At 72.9% G+C, this 25,343-nt stretch carries 22 protein-coding genes; 19 read left to right on the top strand and 3 right to left on the bottom strand.

The window, feature by feature from the left end; all coding sequences use genetic code 11:
• Window positions 1-101: 101 nt before the first annotated feature.
• The 15 genes from SACTE_RS15290 to SACTE_RS15220 all read left to right on the top strand — a co-directional run bounded on the left by SACTE_RS15290 (window position 102) and on the right by SACTE_RS15220 (window position 16,116).
• The gene (locus tag SACTE_RS15290) at window positions 102-623 is read left to right on the top strand and encodes a DUF2617 family protein (protein ID WP_014046933.1); all 522 of its coding nucleotides are present in this window, start codon (window positions 102-104) and stop codon (window positions 621-623) included.
• Window positions 624-725: 102 nt separating this feature from the next.
• On the top strand, window positions 726-2,324 hold the full coding sequence (locus SACTE_RS15285; protein ID WP_014046932.1) for a polyamine aminopropyltransferase: 1,599 nt from the start codon (window positions 726-728) through the stop codon (window positions 2,322-2,324).
• An 81-nt stretch (window positions 2,325-2,405) separates the two neighbouring features.
• Window positions 2,406-3,428 carry an SRPBCC domain-containing protein gene (locus SACTE_RS15280; RefSeq protein WP_014046931.1) on the top strand — a complete coding sequence of 341 codons (1,023 nt, stop codon included), beginning with the start codon at window positions 2,406-2,408 and terminating at the stop codon, window positions 3,426-3,428.
• 30 nt (window positions 3,429-3,458) lie between these two features.
• A complete protein-coding gene (locus SACTE_RS15275) occupies window positions 3,459-4,253 on the top strand; it encodes an aldose 1-epimerase (RefSeq protein WP_014046930.1) in 795 nt (264 codons plus the stop codon).
• Window positions 4,254-4,320: 67 nt separating this feature from the next.
• The gene (gene pyrE / locus SACTE_RS15270; protein WP_019992566.1) at window positions 4,321-4,860 is read left to right on the top strand and encodes an orotate phosphoribosyltransferase; all 540 of its coding nucleotides are present in this window, start codon (window positions 4,321-4,323) and stop codon (window positions 4,858-4,860) included.
• 190 nt (window positions 4,861-5,050) lie between these two features.
• Entirely contained in the window at window positions 5,051-6,073 is a 1,023-nt protein-coding gene (gene fbaA, locus SACTE_RS15265) for a class II fructose-bisphosphate aldolase (protein WP_014046928.1), read from the top strand.
• An 87-nt stretch (window positions 6,074-6,160) separates the two neighbouring features.
• Window positions 6,161-7,354 (top strand): MalY/PatB family protein, encoded by a 1,194-nt coding sequence (locus SACTE_RS15260; protein ID WP_014046927.1) that lies wholly within the window; start codon window positions 6,161-6,163, stop codon window positions 7,352-7,354.
• A gap of 316 nt (window positions 7,355-7,670) precedes the next feature.
• On the top strand, window positions 7,671-9,158 hold the full coding sequence (locus SACTE_RS15255; protein ID WP_014046926.1) for an MFS transporter: 1,488 nt from the start codon (window positions 7,671-7,673) through the stop codon (window positions 9,156-9,158).
• Window positions 9,159-9,161: 3 nt separating this feature from the next.
• Entirely contained in the window at window positions 9,162-9,575 is a 414-nt protein-coding gene (locus SACTE_RS15250) for a DUF3151 domain-containing protein (protein ID WP_014046925.1), read from the top strand.
• A gap of 157 nt (window positions 9,576-9,732) precedes the next feature.
• On the top strand, window positions 9,733-10,581 hold the full coding sequence (locus tag SACTE_RS15245) for a tryptophan 2,3-dioxygenase family protein (protein ID WP_014046924.1): 849 nt from the start codon (window positions 9,733-9,735) through the stop codon (window positions 10,579-10,581).
• A complete protein-coding gene (kynU, locus tag SACTE_RS15240) occupies window positions 10,574-11,761 on the top strand; it encodes a kynureninase (protein WP_014046923.1) in 1,188 nt (395 codons plus the stop codon). Before SACTE_RS15245 ends, kynU begins: the two co-directional genes overlap by 8 nt.
• Window positions 11,762-11,890: 129 nt before the next feature.
• Window positions 11,891-12,766, top strand: a complete 876-nt coding sequence (locus SACTE_RS15235) for an alpha/beta hydrolase (protein WP_014046922.1) — start codon at window positions 11,891-11,893, stop codon at window positions 12,764-12,766.
• Window positions 12,767-12,877: 111 nt separating this feature from the next.
• Entirely contained in the window at window positions 12,878-14,197 is a 1,320-nt protein-coding gene (locus tag SACTE_RS15230; protein ID WP_026358979.1) for a histidine kinase, read from the top strand.
• Window positions 14,194-14,862, top strand: a complete 669-nt coding sequence (locus tag SACTE_RS15225; RefSeq protein WP_014046920.1) for a response regulator transcription factor — start codon at window positions 14,194-14,196, stop codon at window positions 14,860-14,862. The genes SACTE_RS15230 and SACTE_RS15225 overlap by 4 nt, the downstream gene beginning before the upstream one ends.
• A gap of 48 nt (window positions 14,863-14,910) precedes the next feature.
• Window positions 14,911-16,116: a cytochrome P450 gene (locus tag SACTE_RS15220; protein ID WP_014046919.1), complete on the top strand. Its 1,206-nt coding sequence runs from the start codon at window positions 14,911-14,913 to the stop codon at window positions 16,114-16,116.
• 165 nt (window positions 16,117-16,281) lie between these two features.
• Here SACTE_RS15220 and SACTE_RS15215 read toward each other — a convergent pair whose 3' ends face one another.
• Window positions 16,282-17,139: a hypothetical protein gene (locus tag SACTE_RS15215; protein WP_014046918.1), complete on the bottom strand. Its 858-nt coding sequence runs from the start codon at window positions 17,137-17,139 to the stop codon at window positions 16,282-16,284.
• A gap of 186 nt (window positions 17,140-17,325) precedes the next feature.
• On the opposite strand from SACTE_RS15215, the gene SACTE_RS15210 reads away from it, so the two are divergent.
• On the top strand, window positions 17,326-18,609 hold the full coding sequence (locus tag SACTE_RS15210) for an adenylosuccinate synthase (protein WP_014046917.1): 1,284 nt from the start codon (window positions 17,326-17,328) through the stop codon (window positions 18,607-18,609).
• 75 nt (window positions 18,610-18,684) lie between these two features.
• Here SACTE_RS15210 and SACTE_RS35420 read toward each other — a convergent pair whose 3' ends face one another.
• Window positions 18,685-21,021, bottom strand: coding sequence for a serine/threonine-protein kinase (locus tag SACTE_RS35420; RefSeq protein WP_014046916.1), 2,337 nt, complete (start codon window positions 21,019-21,021; stop codon window positions 18,685-18,687).
• Window positions 21,022-21,304: 283 nt separating this feature from the next.
• Between SACTE_RS35420 and SACTE_RS15200 the strand changes: the two genes are divergently transcribed.
• The 3 genes from SACTE_RS15200 to SACTE_RS15190 all read left to right on the top strand — a co-directional run bounded on the left by SACTE_RS15200 (window position 21,305) and on the right by SACTE_RS15190 (window position 23,932).
• Window positions 21,305-22,162 (top strand): glycoside hydrolase family 19 protein, encoded by an 858-nt coding sequence (locus SACTE_RS15200; protein WP_026358980.1) that lies wholly within the window; start codon window positions 21,305-21,307, stop codon window positions 22,160-22,162.
• A 290-nt stretch (window positions 22,163-22,452) separates the two neighbouring features.
• Window positions 22,453-23,340: a glycoside hydrolase family 19 protein gene (locus SACTE_RS15195; protein WP_014046914.1), complete on the top strand. Its 888-nt coding sequence runs from the start codon at window positions 22,453-22,455 to the stop codon at window positions 23,338-23,340.
• A 100-nt stretch (window positions 23,341-23,440) separates the two neighbouring features.
• The gene (locus SACTE_RS15190; RefSeq protein WP_014046913.1) at window positions 23,441-23,932 is read left to right on the top strand and encodes a hypothetical protein; all 492 of its coding nucleotides are present in this window, start codon (window positions 23,441-23,443) and stop codon (window positions 23,930-23,932) included.
• A gap of 31 nt (window positions 23,933-23,963) precedes the next feature.
• Here SACTE_RS15190 and dnaN read toward each other — a convergent pair whose 3' ends face one another.
• The gene (gene dnaN / locus SACTE_RS15185) at window positions 23,964-25,085 is read right to left on the bottom strand and encodes a DNA polymerase III subunit beta (protein ID WP_014046912.1); all 1,122 of its coding nucleotides are present in this window, start codon (window positions 25,083-25,085) and stop codon (window positions 23,964-23,966) included.
• Window positions 25,086-25,343: the final 258 nt, after the last annotated feature.

Genomic DNA, 25,343 nt, shown 5'->3' with positions numbered 1-25,343 from the left:
GGAACCCAGTTGGACCGGTTCGGGCGTCCCCCATCCCCCACGTGCGCGACGCCGGGGGCACCCCCTGTCCATGTTCCACATGTGTGTGCGGAGCCGATCCAATGCTCACGACCCTCCAGACCGCCTATTCCGACACCCGTGCCGCCGACCTGGCCTGGGCGCTGGGCCGTGAGCCGCTGCCCGCCCTCGCCGTGCTCGACCTCCGACTGGGGGACGCGACACTGCAGATGAGGCTGCTCGGAGCCTCCCATCAGGTGCTGCTGGAAGAGGAGCGGGGGTCCTGCTCCGAGACCGTGGCCTGCATCCCTGGCAGCAGCACCCCGCTGCCCCTCGGTGTCGCCAAGCGGCTCGGTGACTGGGAGTACGAGTTCGCGGCGCGCGTCGAGACGCTCTCCGAGGGCTCGTTCGCCGGGCGCGCCCAGGAACTGCTCGCCCTGGTCGCCGACCATCCGCACGGCCTCGCGGGGACGTTTCCCGGCAGCCCGCACGCGTTCACCGCGATGCTGGCACAGCGGACGGAGGGGCAGGTGCGCTGGCGGACGTGGCACGCGTACCCGCAGGAAGGGCAGTTGGTCGTGACCCGGACGCGGGTCGGCGTACGGATGGCGGCGCCCGCCCTGTGAGCCGGGGCGGGGGCCGCCGGCGGCCGGAACACGCCGTCCGGGCCGCACTTGCACCCGTGTGGGTGACAAGCAGCAACGGCGCAGTGACGTAGCGTTCCCTTCATGATCGACCAGCAGACGTCGCTGCGAGGGGGCGCGGCGCGGATTTCCGTACGGCCGCGGACCGGCCGTTTCCTGGTGCTGGCCGTGGTGTTCGTCTGTGCCGCGTGCGGCCTGGTGTACGAGCTCGAACTGGTGGCGCTGGCCTCCTACTTGATCGGCGACTCGGTCACCCAGGCCTCTGTCGTGCTCTCCGTGATGGTGTTCGCGATGGGCATCGGGTCGCTCCTCGCGAAACGTTTACGCAGCCGGGCCGCGGTCGGATTCGGTCTGCTGGAGGCCGCCCTCGCACTGATCGGCGGGACCTCGGCGCTCGTGCTGTACGCGTCCTTCGCGTGGCTCGGGGAGTCGCGGTACGCGCTGGTGGGGTTCTCGCTCGCGATCGGCGTCCTCATCGGGGCGGAGATCCCGCTGCTGATGACGCTGATCCAGCGGGTCGACCGGCAGGACGCGGGCGGGGCGGTCGCCGATCTCTTCGCCGCCGACTACGTGGGGGCGCTGGTGGGCGGGCTCGCCTTCCCGTTCCTGCTGCTGCCGCTGATGGGCCAGCTCACCGGCGCGCTGTTCACCGGCGCGATCAACGCGGCGGCGGGCGGGGCACTGGTGCTGTGGGTGTTCCGGCGTGACCTGGACGCGCGGTCCCGCTGGCTGCTGATCACGGTCAACGTCACGGTGATCGCCCTGCTGGCCACGGCGACGGTCCTGGTCGACGACTTCGAGCGGGCGGCGCGGCGCGCGGTGTACGGCGGCGACGTGCGGGTCGCCGAGCAGACCGGGGTGCAGGAGGTCGTCCTCACCGGGGCGGGCCGGGGCTCCCTGGACCTCTACCTGGACGGCCGGCTGCGGGTCAGCTCCCGCGACGAGTACCGCTACCACGAGGCACTGGTGCACCCGGCGATGGCGGGGCGGCACGCACGGGTGCTGATCCTCGGCGGGGGTGACGGACTGGCCGCCCGGGAGGTCCTGCGCCACCCCGGCGTCGAGTCCGTCGTGGTCGTGGAGCTCGATCCGGCCGTCACCCGGTTGGCCCGCACGGACCCGGCACTGTCCGGGCTCAACGCCCACGCGTACGACGATCCGCGGCTGACGGCGGTCACGGGAGACGCCTTCACCTGGCTCCGTTCCCGGCACGGCCGCTACGACGTGGTCATCTCGGACCTGCCGGACCCCGGGATCACGGCCAGCACCAAGCTCTACTCGGCGGAGTTCTACGGTCTGGTCGCGGGCGCCCTGGAGCCGGGCGGCCGACTGGTGGTGCACGCGGGGCCGCTGGACAGCAGGCCCGCCACCTTCTGGACGGTGGAGGCGTCGATGCGCGCGGGCGGACTCTCCACCCGCCCGTACCGCGTCGAGGGGCGGCTCGTCGGCTTCGCCGCGGGACCGGACCGCTCCAGGGACACGTCCAAGGCGCCGCACGACTGGGGGTTCGTGCTGGCCGGCCGGGATCCGTCGGTCCCGCTGAGCCTGGGGGCGGGCGCTCCTGGCCTGAGGTCGCTGGGGGAGCGGGAACTGCTGGCGGCCGGCCGCTCCGCGGAGCGGGTCCGGCCGCCCGAGTCACCGCCGTCGACGCTGGTGCACCCCCGGTACTGGGAGGAGCCGTGAGCGGACACGGGGAGTACACGGGTGTGTACGGGGCCGGGGAAGCGCTGACGGGACGGCCGAGGCTGAGTAGGCTCGGTCGGTATGGAGCATGAGGTGTTCGTCCCGGTTCCGGTCGCGTCCCTTCGGCGGACGCTGGCCGATCCCGTCGCCGTCGCTCGGTGCGTCCCCGGCTTCCAGCAGGACGCCGACGCCGCGGCGGGCCCCTTGGCGGGTCGGCTGAAGGTGCGGGCCGGCGGTCACACGATCACCTACCGGGGGGCGTTGACCCTGCGGCCCGCCGACGGGGGCGAGACGTTCTCCGTGGCGGGGGAGGGCGTGGAGGCCCGGGGCGCGGGCTCCGCGAAGCTGGCCCTGATCGTGAGCCTCGCACCGACGGACGGCGGCACGACCATCGGCTTCGCCGGGGCGGCCAGTGGTGACGGCCGCATCCTGGACCTGGAGGACGCGGCGGCACTCGCCGCGGCCCAGCGACTGCTGGACCGTTTCGTCCAGCAGTTGGTCACGGAGTCCCTGGCGTCGCGGGACGCGGAAGGGGCCGCGGGCGCGGCCGATGCTTCGGGTGTCTCCGGTGCTTCCGGTGCTTCCGGTGCTTCCGGTGTCTCCGGAGCGGAATCCCCGGGTGACGCGTCGGCCGTATCGGAACCTGCCGTATCGGAATCCGCTGCTCCGGAATCTGCCGCTTCGGAGCCCGCCGCTTCGGAGCCCGCCGACTCCGCTCCGACCGGTGAACCGGCCCTCGGCGCTGAGTCGGATGCGGAGCTCGACGCGGAATCCGACATGGCGTCCGACATGGCGTCCGACATGGCGTCCGACATGGATTCCGTGTTCGATGCACCCGTACCGCCGTCGTCCCTCGATGCCTCCCCGGATCTGGAGCTCGGCGTGCCCGACGAGCCGCCGGCCGAGGCCGCGCACGCCCGCCGCACGATGATCGGCCGCAGCACCGAGGAGGTCGACCACGCCCCGCCGCGCGGTCGGTACGCTCCCGTGCCCTCGCCCGAATCGGGCGTCGCGGGGATCACCCTGCGCTGGATCGCTCCGGCCGCCGCGCTGGCGATCGCCTCCGCCGTGGTCGTCGGCCGGGCCCTGCGGCGACGGCGGTGAAGGCGGCGCCGCGCCAGTAGTGTCATAGGCGTGAGCAGAGCTACGAAGAATGTCCGGCTGACCGCCGGCGACGCCGAGTTGACCGTCGACCCCGTCCACGGCTGCCGGATCAGCAGCTTCCGGATCGGCGGTACCGAACTGCTGCGCCAGGGCGAGCGGTACGGCTGCTTCCCGATGGTGCCTTGGTGCGGCCGTACCGAGAACGGGCTGTTCCGCAACGGCGGCGACCTCCACCAGATGCCGTTGAACTCCCCGCCGCACGCCATCCACGGCACCGGGCGCGACACCGCCTGGCAGCTCGCCCGACAGGACGACGCGGAAGCGGCCTTCTTCTACGACCTGGCCGACCCGTGGCCGTACAAGGGGCGGGTGACCCAGTCCTTCGAGCTGACCGAGGACGCGCTGACGCTCCGCCTCGGCGTCGAGACGTACGGGAACTCCTTCCCGGCCCAGGCCGGATGGCACCCCTGGTTCCTCCGCAACACCGGTGGTCAGGACGTGCGCATCGACTTCGAGGCCGCCTGGCAGGAGGAGCGGGGCGACGACCACCTTCCGACCGGTCACCGGATCGACCCCCGGCCCGGCCCCTGGGACGACTGCTTCGGGATGCCGGACGGCGTCGAGGTGAAGCTCACCTGGCCCGAGCAGCTGGAGCTCACCGTCAAGAGTCGCGACGAGTGGGTCGTGATCTACGACGAGCAGGCCGAAGCGGTCTGCGTGGAGCCCCAGTCGGGCCCGCCGAACGGGCTGAACACCACCCCCCGGCTCGTCACCCCGATCGATCCCCTGGAGATCGCCTCGACGTGGAGCTGGACCCGGCTCTGACCGCACCTGGTGCGGGCCGGGGCTGCCGGGGGCGGGTGCGGTGGTGCCAGCGCTTACCCTCGTGGGCATGACTGACGTACGTGCTGAGCTGCTCCAGCAGATCAAGGACAAGGCCGTGGTGCACGGCAAGGTGACCCTCTCCTCGGGGCTGGAAGCCGATTGGTACATCGACCTGCGCCGGATCACGCTGGACGGCGAGGCCGCACCGATGGTCGGCCAGGTGATGCTCGACGCCACCGCCGAGCTGGACTACGACTGTGTCGGCGGCCTGACCCTGGGCGCCGACCCCGTCGCCACGTCGATGCTGCACGCCTCCGCGGCGCGAGGCCGGCGCCTGGACGCCTTCGTCGTCCGCAAGGCGCAGAAGGCCCACGGGATGCAGCGCCGCATCGAGGGCACCGACGTCAGGGGGCGCCGCTGCCTCGTCGTCGAGGACACCTCCACCACCGGCGGATCGCCGCTGACCGCGGTCGAGGCGGTGCGTGAGGCCGGCGGTGAGGTCGTCGCCGTCGCCGTGATCGTGGAGCGGGGCGCCGCACCGGCCATCGCCGAGGCCGGGCTGCCGTACCTCCACGTGTACTCGGTCGCCGACCTCGGCCTGGCCTGACCTGCACGTTTCCCGAGGGGTGGACCGTTTCACGTGAAACGGTCCACCCCTCGGTCCCGTTCGCCCCGCATCTGTGGGCCCGGGCGGGGTGGAGCCGGAGCGGGAGTCTGGAAAGATGGGGGCCGACGATGACGTCGCCCCCCAGGTCAGGGACCAGCACGCACACCCGCACATCCCAAGGAGCGGACAGATGCCCATCGCAACCCCCGAGGTCTACGCCGAGATGCTCGACCGGGCGAAGGCAGGCAAGTTCGCCTACCCGGCCATCAACGTGACGTCGACCCAGACCCTGCACGCTGCGCTGCGCGGCTTCGCGGAGGCGGAGAGCGACGGCATCGTCCAGATCTCCACCGGTGGTGCCGAGTTCCTGGGCGGCCAGTACAACAAGGACATGGTCACGGGCGCGGTCGCCCTGGCCGAGTTCGCGCACGTCGTCGCCGCCAAGTACGACATCACGGTCGCCCTGCACACCGACCACTGCCCCAAGGACAAGCTGGACGGCTACGTCCGCCCGCTGATCGAGGTCTCCGCCGAGCGCGTCGCCAAGGGCCAGAACCCGCTGTTCCAGTCCCACATGTGGGACGGGTCGGCCGAGACCCTCGCCGACAACCTGGCCATCGGTCAGGAGCTGCTCGCCAAGGCCGCCGCCGCCAAGATCATCCTTGAGGTGGAGATCACCCCGACCGGTGGCGAGGAGGACGGCGTCACCCACGAGATCAACGACGAGCTGTACACGACCGTCGACGACGCGCTCCGCACCGCCGAGGCGCTCGGCCTGGGCGAGAAGGGCCGCTACCTGCTGGCCGCGTCCTTCGGCAACGTCCACGGCGTCTACAAGCCGGGCAACGTCGTCCTGCGCCCGGAGCTCCTCAAGGACCTCCAGGAGGGCGTCGGCGCCAAGTACGGCAAGACGTCGCCGTTCGACTTCGTCTTCCACGGCGGCTCCGGCTCCACGGCCGAGGAGATCGCCACCGCGCTGGAGAACGGCGTCGTGAAGATGAACCTCGACACCGACACCCAGTACGCCTTCACCCGCCCGATCGTGGACCACATGTTCCGCAACTACGACGGCGTGCTGAAGGTCGACGGCGAGGTCGGCAACAAGAAGGTCTACGACCCGCGCAGCTGGGGCAAGTCCGCCGAGGCGGGCATGGCCGCGCGCGTCACGGAGGCCTGTGCCAACCTGCGCTCCACGGGCACCAAGCTGAAGTAAGTACGTACGCACGGACGTCCCGGGCCCGGTCCTCCCTTCACGGGGAGCCGGGCCCGTGGCACGTCCGGACGACCCGGAGGAACTGCTGTGAGTACGCGTGCGCGCTACGACTTCGACACCGTCATCGACCGCCGGGGCACCTGGTGCGTCCAGTGGGACGGGGTCGCCGACCGGTTCGGGGTGGACGGGCTGCTGCCCTTCACCATCTCCGACATGGACTTCGAGACCGCGCCGGAGGTGCTGGCCGCGCTGCGGGCCCGGCTCGACCACGGGGTCCTCGGCTACACCACCTGGCAGCAGGACGACTTCCGGTCGGCGATCGCGCACTGGTACGCGACCCGGTACGGCGCCGATGCCGACACCGGCCGGCTGGTCTACGGGCCGTCCGTGCTGAGCCAGCTCTCGCAACTGCTCCAGATGTGGACGGCCGAGGGCGAGGGCGTCGTCGTCCACACCCCCACGTACGACGGTTTCCGCAAGGCGGTCACCGGGCTGGGGCGGGAGCTGCGTGGCGTGCCGGTGGGGGACCGCGAGGCGCTGGAACGGGAGCTGGCGCGGCCGGACGCGAAGGTGCTCGTGCTGTGCTCGCCGCACAATCCGACGGGTCGGGTGTGGACGGAGGACGAGCTGCGGGAGACGGCCGCGCTCGCCCGGCACCACGGGGTCGCGGTCATCAGCGACGAGATCCACGCGGACTTCGTGCACGACGGGTACCGGCACGTGCCGTGGACACGGATCGGGGGCGACGGGGCCGGGGGCGACGGGCGCTGGGCGGTGATCACCTCCGGGTCGAAGTCGTTCAACTTCCCGGCGCTGACGGGGTCGTACGGGTTCATCGGCGACCCGGCGGAGCGGGCGGAGTTCCTGCGCCGCATGGAGACGGCCGAAGGGCTCGCCTCGCCGGCGGTGCTGTCGCTGACCGCGCACATCGCGGCGTACCGGGAGGGGGCGGCGTGGCTGGACGCGGCCCGGGCGTACGTCGCCGGGAACCTGGAGCTGATCGCGGAGCGGCTGAACGGGGCGTTTCCCGAGCTGGCGTGGGAGCCGCCGCAGGCGGGCTATCTGGCGTGGATCGATCTTCGGCCGCTGGGGGTGGGCTGTGCGGGCGGTGTCGACGACGAGGCGTTGCAGCGGGTGCTGATCGAGCGGGAGAAGGTCGCGATCATGCCGGGTGGGGTGTACGGGGCACCGGGGTTCCTGCGGCTGAACGCGGGGTGCCCGCGGAGCAAGGTGGAGGCGGGCGTGGAGGCGTTGGTGCGGGGGCTGGGGGCGGTGCGGTAGAGGGAGCCGGTGGGCGGGCGCCGCGCGGGCTCGTCCCCTCCCCGCCTGTTCCCGAAGCCGGGGGCTCAGCCCCCGGGCCCCTGGTGTCCTCAAGCGCCGGACGGGCTGGGTTGCGGGGCTCCGCCCCGGCCCCGCTCCTCGATCGCCGGAGGGGCTGGGGCGGTGGCGGGTGCGCTGCCCGGGAAGTGCCGGGGGCCGGACGGGCCGGTTTCCGGGCTCCGCCCCGGGGCGCCGCATCGAGCGCCGGGGGAGTGGGCGCGGCGGGGTGCGTGGTCCGGGAGTGGCCGGGGGCGGGGTGAGCGGTGATGCTGCTCGTATGGGAGATGTCGCGGAGGGTGACGGGATCCGGGTCGCTTCGGCGACCGGGCGGTGGGTGATTCTGGCGACCGTGCTGGGGTCGAGCATGGCCATGCTCGACTCGACGGTCGTCAACGTGGCCCTGCCCCGGATCGGGCGGGACCTCGGTACGGATCTCGCCGCGCTCCAGTGGACCGTCAACGCCTACATGCTCACGCTCGCCGGGCTGATCCTGCTCGGCGGGGCGCTCGGGGACCGGTTCGGCCGACGGCGGGTGTTCGTCGTCGGGATCGTCTGGTTCGCCGTGGCGTCGCTGCTCTGCGGGCTGGCCCCGAACGCGGGCGTCCTCGTCGCGTCCCGTGCGCTCCAGGGCATCGGAGGCGCCCTGCTCACCCCCGGTTCGCTGGCCCTCATCCAGGCGAGTTTCCACCCGGACGACCGGGCGCGTGCCGTCGGGCTCTGGTCGGGGCTCGGCGGGGTCGGGTCGGCGATCGGGCCGTTCGTCGGGGGCTGGCTCGTGGACGGGCCCGGCTGGCGGTGGGTGTTCCTGCTCAATCTGCCGCTCGCCGCGATCTGCGTTCCCGTCGCCCTGCGTCACGTACCGGAGTCCCGGGACCCGGCGGCCCACGGGAGCTTCGACGTACGCGGGGCGGTGTCCGCCGCTCTCGCGCTCGCCCTGGTCACCTACGCGCTGATCGAGGTCCCGGCGCGGGGCGCGTCGGCCGTCGTCGTGGGGGCGGCGCTCGCCGGGGTGCTGCTCGGTGCCGTGTTCGTCCGGCTGGAGCGGCGGCTGGCCGACCCGATGGTGCCGCCGTCGATCTTCGCGTCCCGCCAGTTCACCGCCGTCAACGTCGTCACGTTCTGTGTGTACGCGGCGCTCGGCGGCTTCTTCTTCCTCTCCGCGATCCAGCTCCAGGTCGTGGCCGGATACTCGGCGCTGGGCGCGGGCACGGCCCTGCTGCCCACGACCGTGCTCATGCTGCTCTTCTCCGCCCGGGCCGGGGACCTCGGGCGGCGTATCGGCCCCCGGATCCCGTTGACCGTGGGGCCGCTGGTGGCCGCCGCCGGGATGCTGCTGATGCTGCGGGTCGGCGAGGGCGCCTCGTACGGGAAGGACGTGCTGCCCGCCGTCCTGGTGCTGGGTGCCGGGATGGTCGTCCTGGTGGCACCGCTCACCGCGAGCGTGCTGGCGGCCGTGGACACCGGGCGGGCCGGGCTCGCCAGCGGCGTCAACAACGCGGCCGCCCGGGCCGCGGGGCTGCTCGCGGTGGCGGCACTGCCGCTGCTGGCCGGGATGGGGCCGGAGGCGTACCGGGACGCCGGGGAGTTCGCGGCGACGTTCCGGCGTGCGATGCCCATGTGCGCGGGGCTGCTCGTCGCGGGATCGGCCATCGCCTGGTGGGCGGTACGGGCGCCCCTGGCGCCGAAGCCGCAGCCCGCCTGCGCGATGCACTGCGGGGTCTCGGCCCCGCCCTTGGAGCCGGAACGCGGATCCAGGCACACTTGAGCCATGTCCATCCACGAGAACCTGCTCGGGGGCCCCGCCCCGACCCACCTGCCCGACGACCCGGAGCCGCGTGAGCTGCTCGCCGCCGGCACGGCGCCCGCCGATGTCGCCGCGAAGTACCCCACGTCCTCCCTGGCGTGGGCGCAGCTCGCCGACGAGGCGTTCGAGGGTGGCCGGGTCGTCGAGTCGTACGCGTACGCCCGCACCGGCTACCACCGTGGCCTCGACGCCCTGCGCCGGGCGGGCTGGAAGGGCCACGGCCCCGTCCCCTTCGAGCACGAGCCGAACCGCGGCTTCCTGCGCGCCCTGCACGCCCTCGCGCGTGCCGCGCAGGCCATCGGCGAGCAGGCGGAGTACGAGCGCTGCTCGACGTTCCTGCGCGACTCCTCGCAGACGGCCGCCGACACCCTCGGCTGACCCCGCAGTTCCCTGACCCGGGCCCCGCAGGCACCGTCTGCGGGGCCCGGGGCGTACCGGGCCGCCCGGGTCTAGGATGCGGACAGGGGACCGGAGCTCCACCACCTCACAGGAAGGGGCGGACCGCTACCCGGAAGCTTGTGTCGAGGAGACAGCGATGTCGACGTTTCACCCCGACCCCGAAGCCACCGGTGCGGACACCCCGCACCTCGACTTCGCGGGAACGACCCCGTACGAGGACTACGTCCAGGCGGACGTCCTGACCCACCTCCAGCATCTGCGTTCGGATGATCCCGGCGAGATGGTCTTCCTGGTCACCACCCAGGTCATGGAGTTGTGGTTCACGGTCATCGTCCACGAGTGGGAGACCGCCGCCCACGCGTTGCGTGAGGACCGTGTCCCCGTCGCCCGCGACGCGCTCAAGCGCTCGCTGCGGGAGCTGGAGGCGCTGAACGCCTCCTGGAAGCCGCTGGCCGGCCTCACCCCCGCCCAGTTCAACTCCTACCGAGGCTCGCTCGGCGAGGGCTCCGGATTCCAGTCGGCGATGTACCGGCGGATGGAGTTCCTGCTCGGCGACAAGTCCGCGTCCATGCTCGTGCCGCACCGGGGCGCGCCCCGGGTCCACGCCGAGCTGGAGAAGGCGCTGCACGAGCCCGGTCTGTACGACGAGACGCTGGCCCTGCTCGCCCGGCGCGGGTACGCCGTGCCGCAGTCGGTGCTGGAGCGGGACCTGTCGAAGAAGTACGAGCCGTCCCCCGCGGTCGAGGCCGTGTGGGCGGAGATCTACGCCAACCCGGACCAGAACGACGAGCTCGTACGGCTCGGCGAGGTGCTGACCGACGTCGGCGAACTGGTCTGGCGCTGGCGCAACGACCACCTCACCGCCACCCGCCGCGCGATGGGCTCCAAGACCGGCACCGGCGGGTCGGCCGGGGTCGCCTGGCTGGAGAAGCGGGCCACCAAGAGCGTGTTCCCCGAGCTGTGGACGGCGCGTAGTCATGTCTGACCTGAAGGAGCGCGCACAGGCGCTCGACTCCGCCGACGCACTGGCCCCGTGCCGGGAGCTGTTCACCCTCGACGACACCGTCTACCTGGACGGCAATTCGCTGGGCGCGCTGCCCCGCCACGTTCCCGACCGCATGCGGGACGTCCTCGCCCGCCAGTGGGGCGAACTGCGCATCCGCTCCTGGGACGAGAGCGGCTGGTGGACCGCGCCCGAGCGGATCGGCGACCGGATCGCGCCGCTGGTCGGGGCCGCTCCCGGACGGATCGTGGTCGGCGACTCGACCAGCGTGAACGTCTTCAAGGCGGTCGTCGCCGCGAGCCGTCTCGCCCCCGGCGACCGGGACGAGATCGTGCTCGACGCGACGACGTTCCCCAGCGACGGGTACATCGCCGAGTCGGCGGCCCGGATGACGGGCCACCGCCTGGTCGTGGCCGACCCGTCGGACGTACCGGCGGCGCTCGGTCCGCGTACCGCGCTCGTCCTGCTCAACCACGTCGACTACCGCACGGGCAGGCTCCAGGACCTGCCCGGTCTCACCGCCGCCGCCCACGCGGCGGGGGCCCTCGCCGTGTGGGACCTGTGCCACAGCGCGGGCGCCCTGCCCGTCGGGCTCGACGCCCACGGGGTGGACCTCGCGGTGGGCTGCACCTACAAGTACCTCAACGGCGGCCCCGGTTCACCGGCCTTCCTGTACGTCGCCGAGCGCCACCAGGCAGCCTTCGACTCACCGCTGCCCGGCTGGACCTCGCACGCCGACCCGTTCGCGATGGACCTGGGCTACACCCCCGCCGAGGGGTCGGTGCGCGGCCGGGTCGGCACCCCGGACATCCTCTCCATGCTGGCGCTGGAGGCGTCGCTCGACGTGTGGGACGGCGTCACCATGGAGGCCGTGCGCGCCAAGTCGCTGGCGCTGACGGACTTCTTCCTGGAGTGCGTCGAGGCGTACGTCCCCGAGGGCCGGGTCACCTCCGTCACCCCGGCCGCCCACGCCGAGCGCGGCAGCCAGGTCTCGCTCCGGTGCGAGGGCGCCGCCGAGGTGATGGGCGCGCTCATCGCCCGCGGAGTCGTCGGCGACCTGCGCCGACCGGACATCCTGCGCTTCGGCTTCACCCCGCTGTACGTCGGCTTCGCGGACGCGGAGCGGGCGGCGCGGGTCCTCGCCGAGGTGCTGGAGGCGTAACGGCCGTACGCACGGGACGGGCCCGGTCGCACGTTCCCCGGACGGGGGTGCGACCGGGCCCGTCCTCGTCCTGATACCGTCCCCGCAGTTCGGCCCAGTTGGGCTCATGCGGAGGACGGGTGGAGCAGCATGTCGGATTCTGCCGCGCGTGATCGGGACGCCGCCGAGACCGAGTCGGCCTTCGGGCACCCCGAGGTCGCCCCGGACCGGTCCGCGGCCTACGGCGACCACCCCGACCAGGTCATCGACTTCTTCGCCCCGCGCGACGGCCGCGACGGCGCCCCGCTCGTCGTGGTGCTGCACGGCGGCGCCTGGCGTGCCCCGTACGACCGGCGCCATGTGTCGCCGTTCGCGGACTTCCTGGCGCGACGCGGTTTCGCGGTGGCCAGTGTGGAGTACCGGCGCGGCGGTGGCCTCCCGCGCCGGGGCGCGGAGGGACCCGCCGCGGGGCGCTGGCCCGAGACGTTCGACGACGTGGCGGCCGCGATGGACGCCCTGCCGGGGCTGACCGCCCGGGAGCTGCCGCAGGCCGATGCGCGCAGGACCGTGGTCACCGGGCACTCGGCCGGCGGGCAGCTCGCGCTGTGGGCCGCCGCCCGGCACGTGCTGCCGCAGGGATCCCCGTGGCGGCTGCCCGCGCCGCCACCGCTGCGCGGAGTCGTCGCGCTCGCCCCGATCGGCGACTTCGAGAGCGCGGCCGAGCAGGACGTGTGCTCCGGGGCCCTCCACCAACTCCTCGGCGGCGAGGAGTACTTCGAGGAGCGGCGGGTGCACGTCGACCCCGCCCTGCTGCTTCCCACCGGAATCGCGACCGCCGTCGTACAGGGCAGCTGGGACCTCACCGTGCCGCAGGCGGTGACCGAGGCGTTCGTGGACGCCGCGGCGAAGGCGGGTGAGCTGGTGGGACTGACGGTGCTGGACGAGGTCGGCCACTTCGCGCTCATCGACCCGTCGGCGGACGCCTGTGCGGTGGCGGCCGAGGAGATCGCCCAGCTGGCCTGGTAGACCGGATACCCGGGCCCGCCGCCGTGTCCGCCCGGTAGTACTTGCGACGGACGCCACAGGATCCGCACCACTGCTGACGACCTCGGCCCGGCCGCCGCCTACCGTGGAAACGTGACCGAGACCAAGACCAGAAGCCCGGAACGCCGGGTGGCCGCAGGGGCGATAGCGAGCCTCCGGCAGGAGCTGTTCCAGAACGTGCTCGACTACCGCCCCCTGGGCCCCCTGGGCACCGACGGACCGGTGATCCGGCGACTGCCGCAGACCGTCCGGAAGGGTGTGGTCTGGTTCCCGCACGCGGTGGTGGGCCTGGTCGCTCTGATCTCGCTGACGGAAGGCGTCTTCGCGGCCAACAGCTACTCCCCGTTCGGGATCGCGACCGTCATCACCGCGTTCCTGCCGGCCGCCACGCTGCTGATGACGCTGGTCCGTCCCGTGCTCGCCTTCTGGGTGTCGATCGCCTCGACCCCGGTGGTGGCCGTGGTGGGCAGTGGGGGCTGGCCCTGGGGGGCGACCGCCTTCGCCTGCCACCTGGGTGTGCTGATCGTCGCCGCGGCGCGGACCCGTCCGCCTGCCGCCGCCTGGATGTGGTTCGTCACCCTGGTCGTCGGCTCCTTCCTGGAGAACATCGGCGGCCACTCCTCCACCTCCACCACCTTCGCCATGGCCTTCGTCTCCGCGTTCGCCCTGCTCGTCGTGACGGTGGTGCAGACCCGCCGGGACGCGAAGCAGGAGGTGACCGTGCAGCGCACCGTCACCGCCGTCGAACGCGACCGGCGCACTCTCCTGGAGGAGCGCACCACCATCGCGCGCGAACTGCACGACGTGGTCGCCCACCACATGTCCGTCGTCGCGATCCAGGCCGAGGCCGCCCCCTACCGGGTGGAGAACCCGCCGCCCGAGCTGGAGCAGGCCTTCGCCACCATCCGCGAGAACGCGGTCGCCGCGCTCACCGAGCTCCGCCGGGTCCTCGGCGTCGTACGGGCGGACGACCAGGAGGCCCCGGACGCCCCGCAGCCCACCCTGGCGGAGCTCGACCGGCTGCTGGACAACGTCAGGGAGACCGGGCTGGAGACGGAGAAGACCGTCACCGGCGCGGTCCGCACCCTGCCGCAGGGCGTCGAGCTGTCGGCGTACCGCATCGTGCAGGAGGCGCTGAGCAACACGCTCCGGCACGCCCCCGGCGCGTCCGCGAAGGTGGAGATCGGGTACGTACTCGGCGGCCTCGGCCTTCGTGTCGTGAACGGACCCGCCAAGGGGCTGGTCAAGCCCTCGCCGGGGGCCGGGCACGGCGTCACGGGGATGCGGGAGCGGGTGGCGATGCTGAACGGCGAGATGACGGCCGGACCGACCGAGGACGGCGGCTACGAGGTCGCGGTGTTCCTGCCCGTGCCCGCGGAGCGCGAGCACACAGAGGAGGAGGTGGCGGCGTGAGCGAGTCCACGATCCGGGTGCTGATCGTCGACGACCAGATGATGGTCCGCGAGGGTTTCTCCGTGCTGCTCAACGCCATGCCCGGCATCGAGGTCGTCGGCGAGGCCGTCGACGGCCGGCAGGCCGTGTCACAGGTCGCCGCGCTGCGGCCCGACGTGGTCCTGATGGACATCCGGATGCCCGAGCTCAACGGCATCGAGGCCACCCGGGAGATCGTCGCCGCCGACGCGGACGCCAAGGTGCTCGTCCTGACCACCTTCGACCTCGACGAGTACGTGTACCAGGCACTGCGCGCCGGGGCCTCCGGCTTCCTGCTGAAGGACGCCTCCGCCCGCCAGCTCGCCGACGGCGTACGGGTGGTGGCGTCCGGGGAGGCGCTGCTCGCGCCGACCGTCACCCGGCGCCTGATCACCGAGTTCTCCAAGATCGCCACGGCGCCCAGGCCGCCCGCCATGGCCCGGATCGGTGACCTCACCGAGCGGGAGACGGAGGTGCTGGTGCTGATCGCCCAAGGCCTGTCCAACCAGGAGATCGCCTCGCACCTGATCGTCGCCGAGTCGACGATCAAGACACATGTGAGCCGGATCCTGGTGAAACTGGGGCTGCGGGACCGGACCCAGGCGGCCGTGTTCGCGTACGAGGCACGGCTGGTCACCCCCGGGTAGCCCGGCCGCACCCGGGTGACCCCGGCCGCACCCGGGTAGCGTCGGCCCATGCACGTGTCCTTCGACCCCTGGTCGCCGGCGTTCGTCGCCGATCCGTACCCCGCGTACGCCGCCCTGCGCGCCACCGGCCGGGCGCACTACTTCGAGCCGACCCGGCAGTGGCTGATCCCGCACCACGCGGAGGTGTCCGGGCTGCTGCGCGACCGGCGGCTCGGCCGGACGTACCTGCACCGCTTCACCCACGACGAGTTCGGCCTCGCCGCGCCGCCCGCCGCCCACGAACCGTTCCACACGCTCAACGGGAACGGGATCCTCGACCTGGAGGCTCCCGACCACACCCGGATCCGGCGGCTGGTGGCCAAGGCGTTCACCCCCCGCCGGGTCGAGGAGCTCGCCCCGACCGTGGAGCGGCTGGCCGCCGGACTCGTCGACGCGTTCGTGGCGGAGGGCGGCGGCGACCTGCTCACCGCCGTCGCCGAACCGCTGCCGGTGGCCGTCATCGCCGAGATGCTCGGCGTCCCGGAGACCGACCGCGCACTGCTGCGGCCCTGGTCGGCGGCGATCTGCGGGATGTTCGAGCTGAACCCGCCCGAGGAGACGGCACGGGCCGCGGTCCGGGCGTCGGTCGAGTTCTCCGCGTATCTGCGCGGGCTGATCGCGGCCCGGCGCGCGAACCCGGGCCCGGACCTGATCACCGCGCTCATCGCCGCCCACGACGAGGACGACCGGCTCACCGAGCAGGAGATCGTCTCGACCTGCGTGCTGCTGCTGAACGCAGGCCACGAGGCGACGGTCAACGCGACCGCCAACGGCTGGCGGGTGCTCTTCCGGCACCCGGAGCAGCTGGCGCTGCTGCGCGCCGACCACGGACTGCTGCCCACCGCCGTGGAGGAACTGCTGCGCTACGACACCCCGGTGCCCATGTTCGCGCGCTGGGTCCTGGACGACGTCGAGGTGGCCGGCACCGTCATCCCGCGCGGTTCACAGGTCGCCCTGCTCTTCGGCTCGGCCAACCGGGACCCGGAGCGCTTCTCGGACCCGGAGACCCTGGACCTCTCCCGGCAGGACAACCCGCACATCTCGTTCGGGGCGGGGATCCACTACTGCCTGGGCGCGCCGCTGGCCCGACTGGAGATGGCGGCCTCGTTCGGTGCCCTGCTGCGCCGCGCACCGGGGATGCGGCCGACCGCCGAGCCGGAGTGGAAGCCGGGATTCGTGATCCGGGGGCTGCGGGAGCTGCTGGTCGAGGTCTGAGGGGGACGGGTCCGGTCTCCGTTCCGGGGCGGCGGGTCCGGTCTCCGTTCCGGGGCATGACGTCCTGAGGGGCCGGACCGAGGCCCCCGCCGGTGCGGTCCCCGTCGGTTCGGCCGTCTCCCGCCTCCCGCACAGCGGCCCCGTCCGTCCCCCGTCAGGCGCCGATCATCCCCCGGGCGCCACCGGCAGCACCAGCCCCCAGGCCCCCGCGCGCACCGTCCAGGTGCGGGTGCGGACCGGGCCCGCGGACTGTATGTCGGCGCGGTAGCGGAAGTCCGGGCCCGAGACCGTGACCGCCTCGGCCACGGCTGTGACCGTCTCGCCGCAGCTGGTGCGGATCACCACGTCCGCCGGGCGGCCGTCGCCCCGCGGGGTCACCGAGAGGCCCTCGACGGGCCGGTCCAGATCGTTCAGCAGGACCCCGTCCGCCTCGACCCGCAGCCGGTGCGCGCGGGGCGGCAGGACGGAGGACGGCAGGGGCGGGGAGGGGCGCACCAGGGCCGTTATCAGGGTCCGCCAGGTGTCCCGGACCGCCGTGACGCCCGGGTGGTTCGAGCCGTCGCCCGGCTCCGGGGCCGGGATGCGCAGGTCGCCCAGGACGACGCCGTCACTGTCGTCGACCAGCAGATCGAGCCGGCGCGCGGTGCCCTCCAGCGCCGCCCGGGCCGCCGCCACAGCGCCCCGGGGCACGCCCAGCGTGTGCGCGAGCTCCAGCGAGGGCGCGGTACCGACCGGCACCAGGCAGAGCGCCCCGCCGGCCAGCTCCCGCTCCCGGTGGAGCTGGGTCACCGCCCGCAGCAGGGCACGGTCGTCACCGATCACCACCGGCCTGCGGGAACCCCTTCGGGACAGGGCCCGGGCGAACTCCTCCGGGCCGTCCGGGAGGCAGATCTTCACGTCCGCGCCCGCGCTCAGCACGTCCTTCGCGATGCGGACCGACTCGCCGTCGCTGCGGCGCGCCAGGGGGTCGATGAGTACGAGTAGCTGGTGGTCGCCGTCGCCGGGGGGCTCTGCAGCCGACACCTCGGTCCTTCCTCGGGTAGCATCTTGGTGCAAGAGCCCCTTGCGCTATTGCGCCAGGGGCTTCGTCTATTCCGGGGCACCCGGTTCGACGGCTCAGGCTGTGCCGTACATCGTCGTGCGGCAGGTACGACCTTTACGTACGCCCCCTGACCTTGGACATGCCCCGCCCGGAAGGGGTGTACGCCTGTGCCCGCACTTGTGCTGCTCGGTGCTCAGTGGGGTGACGAGGGCAAGGGGAAGGCCACCGACCTCCTCGGTGGATCCGTCGACTATGTGGTGCGTTACCAGGGCGGCAACAACGCCGGCCACACGGTGGTCGTTGGCGACCAGAAGTACGCACTGCATCTCCTCCCCTCCGGAATCCTGTCGCCGGGATGTACTCCGGTCATCGGTAACGGTGTCGTCGTCGACCCGGCGGTCCTGCTCTCCGAGCTGAGCGGTCTGAACGAGCGTGGCGTCGACACGTCCAAGCTCCTGATCAGTGGCAACGCTCATTTGATCACTCCGTACAACGTCACCGTCGACAAGGTGACGGAACGCTTCCTCGGGAAGCGCAGGATCGGTACGACCGGGCGCGGCATCGGCCCGACGTACGCCGACAAGATCAACCGGGTCGGCATCCGCGTCCAGGACCTCTACGACGAGTCGATCCTGGAGCAGAAGGTCGAAGCGGCGCTGGAGCAGAAGAACCAGCTCCTGGCCAAGGTCTTCAACCGGCGCGCGATCGAGTCGGGGAAGATCGTCGAGGAGATGCTCCAGTACGCGGAGCAGATCAAGCCGTACGTCGCCGACACGACGCTGATCCTGAACGACGCCATCGACGAGGGCAAGGTCGTCCTCTTCGAGGGCGGCCAGGGCACGCTGCTCGACGTCGACCACGGCACCTATCCCTTCGTCACCTCGTCGAACCCGACCGCGGGCGGCGCCTGCACCGGGGCCGGCGTCGGCCCGACGAAGATCAGCCGGGTCATCGGGATCCTCAAGGCCTATACGACGCGTGTCGGTGCCGGTCCGTTCCCGACGGAGCTGCACGACGAGGACGGCGAGGCGCTGCGGCGCATCGGCGGCGAGCGCGGTGTCACCACCGGCCGCGACCGCCGCTGCGGCTGGTTCGACGCCCCGATCGCGCGGTACGCGACCCGGGTCAACGGCCTCACCGACTTCTTCCTCACCAAGCTGGACGTGCTGACCGGCTGGGAGCGGATCCCGGTGTGCGTGGCGTACGAGATCGACGGCAAGCGTGTCGAGGAACTCCCGTACAACCAGACCGACTTCCACCACGCGAAGCCGATCTACGAGATGCTGCCGGGCTGGTCCGAGGACATCACGAAGGCCAAGACCTTCGACGACCTGCCGAAGAACGCGCGGGCGTACGTGAAGGCGCTGGAGGAGATGTCCGGCGCCCCGATCTCCGCGATCGGTGTCGGCCCCGGCCGGACCGAGACCATCGAGATCAACTCCTTCCTGTAGGAGCCGTGGCCGAAGGGCCCCCGGTGTGCGCGTGCGCGCTCGCCGGGGGCCCTTCGCCGTGTGCCGGGGCCGGGCTCAGCCCTTGCGCCGGTAGGTGGCCGGGGCGTCGTCCTCGTCGTTCGTGCCCACCCAGGTGAGGGTCAGCCCGTCGGCGCCCTTCATCCGCACCAGGCGGGAATTGCCGTCCTCGCAGCCGTCCTCGGGTTCCGCGACCATGTTGACCTGCGGGCCGAGGCGCAGTTCCCTGCTGTTGGCGTAGACGAGGACGCTCTCGTCCTCGCAGTGGTAGGACGGCCCGTCCTGGACGTATCTGGCGACGACCTTGCCGTAGGCGCCCTGGCTCAGCACCAGGGTGGACCTGTCGGTGGAGGGCGAACCGCCCGTGGCCACGGACTCCCAGGTGCCGAGGAACTCCGCGGGAATGGGGGTCTCGCTCTCGGAGGCCCTGGAGAGGACGGTGCTTCCGCCCTCGTCGTCGGTCCAGGTGAGGGTGGAGTCGTCGGAGGTGCGGATCGTCCGCCGCCCGCCGCCCGAGCACTGTCCGTCGGGGATGCCGGAGGTGATCCGCGTCTCCACCACCATCAGGTTGTCGAAGGAGATCAGTTCGCCGGAGCCGGTGCACAGCGACGAGTCGAAGGAGTTGAACGTGGTGACGACGTCGGCGCCGACGTTGCCCTGGGTGATGGTGAGGCGTCGGACGGCGGTGGTGTCACCGTCGCTGTCCTTGTCGACCCCCTCCCAGACACCCAGGTACTCGGACGCGATGACGCCTTCCACCGCGCCGGTCGGGTCGGCGGCCGCGGCGGACGGGGACGCCTCCCCGGTGGACCCGGACGGCTCGGCGGACGGTGTCCGCTCCTGTGCCGGCGAACTCGCCGAACCGGCCGCCTTGCCGTCCTTGCCGCCGGACTCGTCCGATCCGAACTGCGAGGCCGCGTAGGTGATGCCGCCCGCGAGCAGCGCCACGGCGGCGACCGAGGCGGCCACGATCAGGCCCGTACGCCGGCGGCGGGGTGCGGGCGGGGACACCGGGCCCGGCCGCGGGTGGGCCGGCGGTCCGCCGATGTCGGCGGGGGTGGTGAGGGGGGCGCCGAAGACACCGAGCGGGGGCGGCACCGCGGACCCGTGCCCGGGACCGGGCGCCGGGGCGCCGGATGCCACCGGGCCCCCCGCCGCCGGGGTGGCGGACGCCGGGGGCGGTGTCCGGTCCGGGCCGGGGAGCGGTGCCGAGGCGGGTGCGGCGGCCGGCGGCGGTGTGTGCGCCGCCGGTGACAGTGCCGCGGGGGCCGTGGAGGGCGGGGGCGTCGGCGGGGCAGCCGGGAACGCCGGAGGTGCCGAGGACGGCGGGGGAGTGGGCGGGGCTGCCGGGAGCGGGGGCGTCACCCCTGTCGTGGGCGCCGCGGTCGGCGGGGGCGGCGTCACACCGGTCGCCGCGGGCGGCGCGCTGGGCGGCGGCGGCGTGGAGCCCGGGGGCGGACCGGCCGGCCGGGCCGGGGCGCGGTGCCCGGGACCGTCGGAGTCCAGCAGTTCGGCGGCCTTGCGGCCGAGTTCGGCGATCAGACCGGCCGGCAGCCACGGTTCGGTGTCACGCGCCACCTCCTCGGTGCGGGACACCACCTCCTCGGGCGTGGGGCGGTCGGCCGGGTTCTTCGCCAGGCACGCCCCGACCAGCTCGGTCAGCGCCTCGGGGAGCCCCGTCAGATCGGGCTCCTCCTGGGCGATCCGGTACATCACCGCGTGCATGCCGCTCTCCGCAGAGCCGAACGGATGCCGCCGCGTACCGGCGAACGCCAGCACCGAGCCCAGCGAGAAGACGTCACCGGCGGGGGTGAGCACCTCACCGCGCACCTGCTCGGGAGACATGTATCCGGGCGACCCGATCACCGCTCCGGTACGGGTCAGCTTGCCGTCGGCGGTCACCGCGTCCAATGCCCGGGCGATCCCGAAGTCGATGACCCGGGGACCGTCGATGGTCACCAGGACGTTGGCCGGTTTGAGGTCGCGGTGGATCAGCCCGGCGGCGTGGACCGCCGTGAGCGCCTGGGCGAGCCGGTGGCCGAGGATGCGCACCGAGCGCTCCGGCAGCGGCTCCGTCCGCCCCGCGAGCACCGCGTGCAGCGAGGGCCCGGGGACGTACGCCGTCGCGACCCAGGGGGCGGCGGCGTCGGTGTCCGCGTCCAGCACGGCCGCGGTCCACTTCCCGCCGACCCGGCGGGCCGCCGCGATCTCCTGGGCGAAGCGCCTGCGGAACTCGGGCTCCGTGGCGAGCTCGGAGCGTACGAGCTTGACGGCGACGGTCCGGCCACCGCCGGAACGCGCCAGATACACCTCACCCATCCCGCCCGCGCCCAGCCGGGCAAGGAGGCGGTACGGGCCGATGTGTGACGGGTCGTCATGTGTCAGCTGGTCCACGAGCGGATCCTCGCACAGAGGCTGCGCCGCAGGTGGGCGGAGTGCGGCCGCTGGTGCCGTTCCGTTACGCGAGCCGCGGGGCCGGCCCGTGCGGGAGATGGCGGCTGCTCGTACGGGGGATGAGGGCTGCCTGCGCGAGGGCTCCCTGCTGGTCTAGACCTTGACAGGTCCAGACCAGCAGGGATTGAGTGGCCGGCACGTCAAGTCGGCCCGCTGAGGTGCTCGGCGCGCCGCGCCGAAGGAGTGAGCAGCGCTGAAACGCATCAAGAGGTTCCTGACCGTCCTGAGTGCCGTCGTCGCCACGGCCGCCTTCCTTCCCGGAGCGGCTGGGGCCGCGGCCGCCGCGCCCTCCGGCGAGGCATCACCCTGCGCCCCGCTCTGGAGCGCGACCACCGCGTATCCGGCCGGCGGCACCGTCTCCCACCACGGGCGCAACTGGAGCGCCACGTGGTGGACGCGGAACGAGAACCCGGGCGCCACCACCGTCTGGGCGGACCGGGGTGCCTGTACGGGAGGGGTGTCGGACTTCGCCGTCAGCGAGGCGCAGTTCGACGCGATCTTCCCGGAGCGCGACCCCTTCTACACCTACCAGGGGCTCATCGACGCGCTGCACGCCTATCCGCGGTTCGCCAACACCGGGACGCCGCAGACCCGGGCGCGGGAGGCCGCCGCCTTCCTGACGCACGCGGACTTCGAGTCGGTCGGACTGCGGTACGTCAAGGAGATCAACGAAGCCAACTACGGGCGCAAGTGCGACGACACCCAGCCCTACGGCTGTCCGGCGGGGCGCGAGGCGTACTACGGCCGCGGCCCGATCATGTTCAGCTGGAACTTCAACTACAAGGCCGCCGGTGACGCCCTCGGCCTGGACCTGCTGAACGATCCGTGGCTGGTGGAGCGGGACCCGTCGGTGGCCTGGCAGACCGCCCTCTGGTACTGGAACACCCAGAACGGCCCCGGCGCGATGACCTCGCACGACGCGATGGTGGGCGGTGCGGGCTTCGGCGAGACCATCCGCTCGCTCAACGGCGCGCTGGAGTGCGACGGCGGCAACCCGGAGTCGGTGGCGTCGCGGGTCGCCAGGTACGAGCGGATCACCGGGATCGTCGGTACGGCCCCGGGGTCCGGGCTCACCTGCTGACGCGTGCCTCCGGGGGAGGCGGCGGCATGGCGGCGTCCCACATGCTGGACAGGCCGGAAGGTTTTACCGTACGGGCGTCACGGCGCGATAGGTCAACGGCACGCCCGGTAAGGCCAGTTGAGAGGGCCCTGCCGGGCGTGCAGGGTCCGCGTGGGGGCGCCCGCGCGGCCGGCCGGCCCGACGGCGAGCTTTGGTCTAGACCTTGACAGGTTCAGACCATCTGGCTTGAGTGTGGGACACCCCCCATGGCGGCGCGCCCCCGGCTGCGCCGCGCCGAAGGAGTTGATCACGTGATCAGACGCGTCATGGGCCTGCTCACCGCGCTGGCCGCGGTCGTCGCGACGCTCGTCTTCCTCCCCGCCGCCACGGCCTCGGCGGCCACCTGCGCCCCGGCCTGGAACGCCTCGTCCGTGTACACGGGCGGCGGCTCCGCCTCGTACAACGGGCACAACTGGTCGGCGAAGTGGTGGACGCAGAACGAGCGTCCGGGCACCTCGGACGTCTGGGCCGACCAGGGCGCCTGCGGTTCGGGCGGCGGCGGCACCGACCCGAACCCCTCGGGCTTCGTCGTCAGCGAGGCGCAGTTCAACCAGATGTTCCCGAGCCGGAACTCCTTCTACACCTACAGCGGGCTCACCGCCGCGCTGAGCGCCTACCCCGCCTTCGCCAACACCGGCAGCGACACCGTGAAGAAGCAGGAGGCGGCGGCGTTCCTCGCCAACGTCAGCCATGAGACCGGCGGCCTGGTCCACATCGTGGAGCAGAACACCGCCAACTACCCGCACTACTGCGACACCAGCCAGTCCTACGGCTGCCCGGCCGGCCAGGCCGCCTACTACGGCCGCGGCCCCATCCAGCTCAGCTGGAACTTCAACTACAAGGCGGCCGGTGACGCCCTCGGCATCGACCTGCTGGGCAACCCCTGGCAGGTGGAGCAGAACGCCTCCGTGGCCTGGAAGACCGGCCTCTGGTACTGGAACACCCAGTCCGGCCCCGGCACCATGACGCCCCACAACGCCATCGTCAACGGCTCCGGATTCGGTGAGACCATCCGGTCCATCAACGGCAGCATCGAGTGCAACGGCGGCAACCCCGGCCAGGTCCAGAGCCGCGTCAACACCTACCAGTCGTTCGTCCAGATCCTCGGTACCACGCCCGGCTCGAACCTGAGCTGCTGAGCTCGGCCCCACCCCGAGGAAGAAGGGGGCGCACCCGGCGACGGCCGGGCACGCCCCCCGATTCGGTCTCCGGGCCGGGCGATTGGCAGGATCACCCACCATGACCACGGACAGCGGCACACCACCGACCGGCCCGGACGCCTCGCTCGCCCTCATCGACGACATCCTCGCCCGGCCCTTCCCGGCCGGTGAGGAGAGCGAGGACAACGGCGTACGCAGCAGCGGGCCCGGGCACCACCTGCTCATCCTGCGGGCCGGGAAGGACTTCTGGGACGACCGGTCCACCGAGAGGGCGGAGGAGTCGGAGGAGGAGACCGAGGCGGAGTTCAGCGCGGTGGCCACCGCGCTGACCGAGCGCTGGGGCGAGCCGGAGACCGTCGACCTCTGGCCGTATCTGGCGCAGGAGGACGGTCCCGTGGCCGAACCGCTGGGACAGCTCAGCAATCTGGCCGGGAGCATGCAGGTCTGGCGTCCGCCCTCCGGGGAACCGGACGGCGGGAAGTGGCTGGGGCTGACCGTCGGGCAGGCCGACCCGGAGTTCCCCATCTGGCTGCTGGCCGCCGTCGGCGAGGCGGCCGCGCTGCCCGGTTGAGGGCCGTTCCGGGCGACGCGCCACGGTGGGTTCAGAGCACGGACTGCTTCACGGACATCAGCAGGTGCCGGTGCGCGGCCGTGTCCGGCGTGTCCTCGCCGGCCGTGACCATCGCGCGCCGGCCCGCCCCCATCAGGCTCAGCCGGATCGTCGGTTCCTCGAAGGAGGACAGCGCGTCCATGAGGTAGGCGGGGTTGAAGGCCACCGTCATCCCGTCGGCCCCCTCCAGAGTGGCCGGCAGCCGCTGAGAGGCCACGTCGTCCTCGTACCCCGCCTGGAGCAGCACCGAGGCGTCCGGGCCGCCGGTGAAGGTCAGCTGGAGCGGGCTGCCGCCGTCCGCGACGACGGAGACGCGTCTGACGGCCTCCACCAGCGCGGCCCGGTCCGTCACCGCGACCGCCGGGTCCGCCAGCGCGAACAGCGTGTCGTGGGACGGCAGTCCGCCGTCCAGCAGACGCACCGTCGTCCGGGCCCCGGCGTGCTCGAAGCCGACCGATCCGGTGTCCAGCGCTACGCCGACCGGGCCGGACCGGGCCAGAGTCCGGGCGATCTCGGTCAGGCGGCGGGCCGACACCAGGACGTCCGCGGCCACCTCGGGGTCGGCCGCCTTCCAGGGCAGCGTGCGCACCGCGTAGCGGTACCGGTCGCTGGCCGCCAGCGTCATCGTGGAGCCGTCGAGCCGGAGCCGGATGCCGGTGAGCGCCGGCAGGGTGTCGTCCCGGCCCGCGGCCACCGCCACGTCGGCGACCGCCGCCGCGAACTCCCCGGCGTCCACCGCCCCGCGGAGCTCCGGGAGGGGCGGCAGCGCCGGGTAGTCGTCGAGCGGCAGGACCGAGAGACCGAAGCGGGCGTCGGAGGCCGTCACCGTGAACCGGGACCCCTCCACCGCGCACCGGACCGGCCCGTCCGGCAGCACCTTGCAGATGTCGAGCAGCCGGCGCCCCATGACCAGCACCCTGCCGGGCCGCACCGTGGCCGCCTCCGCCTCGACGGCCGCGGAGGCCTCGAAGTCCAGTCCCGAGACGCGGAGCCGCCCGTCCGACGCGTCCAGGAGCAGACCGCCCAGCACGGGCACCGGGGACCGGGCCGGCAGCACCCGGGCGGCCCACGCCACGGACTCCGCCAACGCGCCACGCTCACTCAGGAATTCCACGGCAGGGGCCTCTCTCGTCCGGCGATACGACGCGGTCGAGAACCGACGCTAAGCGGCACCACTGACAATCGGCGGTGGCCGACGACAGCGACCACCCCCGTGGGCCGCTGCCGCCGAGCCGTCCGGCGTCAGCCGACGCCCTGCGGTGTCCCCCGTGCGGGCGTTCCCCGGCGTCCCCCGACGCCTCCGGAACGTCCCGGAACACCCTCGGGACTCTAGGGGGAGCGGGCGGTCGGCCGGGAGATTCACTTCGCACGG

This window comes from Streptomyces sp. SirexAA-E (assembly GCF_000177195.2).
Taxonomy (GTDB): domain Bacteria; phylum Actinomycetota; class Actinomycetes; order Streptomycetales; family Streptomycetaceae; genus Streptomyces; species Streptomyces flavovirens.
Note: the sequence above shows the minus strand (reverse complement) of the source record. Positions and strands in the feature narration are given on the sequence as shown.

Coding starts and splice junctions, on each gene's coding strand:
- SACTE_RS15290 (WP_014046933.1), top strand. CDS start 102: ATGCTCACGACCCTCCAGACCGCCTATTCCGACACCCGTGCCGCCGAC.
- SACTE_RS15285 (WP_014046932.1), top strand. CDS start 726: ATGATCGACCAGCAGACGTCGCTGCGAGGGGGCGCGGCGCGGATTTCC.
- SACTE_RS15280 (WP_014046931.1), top strand. CDS start 2,406: ATGGAGCATGAGGTGTTCGTCCCGGTTCCGGTCGCGTCCCTTCGGCGG.
- pyrE (WP_019992566.1), top strand. CDS start 4,321: ATGACTGACGTACGTGCTGAGCTGCTCCAGCAGATCAAGGACAAGGCC.
- fbaA (WP_014046928.1), top strand. CDS start 5,051: ATGCCCATCGCAACCCCCGAGGTCTACGCCGAGATGCTCGACCGGGCG.
- SACTE_RS15255 (WP_014046926.1), top strand. CDS start 7,671: ATGGGAGATGTCGCGGAGGGTGACGGGATCCGGGTCGCTTCGGCGACC.
- SACTE_RS15250 (WP_014046925.1), top strand. CDS start 9,162: ATGTCCATCCACGAGAACCTGCTCGGGGGCCCCGCCCCGACCCACCTG.
- SACTE_RS15245 (WP_014046924.1), top strand. CDS start 9,733: ATGTCGACGTTTCACCCCGACCCCGAAGCCACCGGTGCGGACACCCCG.
- kynU (WP_014046923.1), top strand. CDS start 10,574: ATGTCTGACCTGAAGGAGCGCGCACAGGCGCTCGACTCCGCCGACGCA.
- SACTE_RS15235 (WP_014046922.1), top strand. CDS start 11,891: ATGTCGGATTCTGCCGCGCGTGATCGGGACGCCGCCGAGACCGAGTCG.
- SACTE_RS15220 (WP_014046919.1), top strand. CDS start 14,911: ATGCACGTGTCCTTCGACCCCTGGTCGCCGGCGTTCGTCGCCGATCCG.
- SACTE_RS15190 (WP_014046913.1), top strand. CDS start 23,441: ATGACCACGGACAGCGGCACACCACCGACCGGCCCGGACGCCTCGCTC.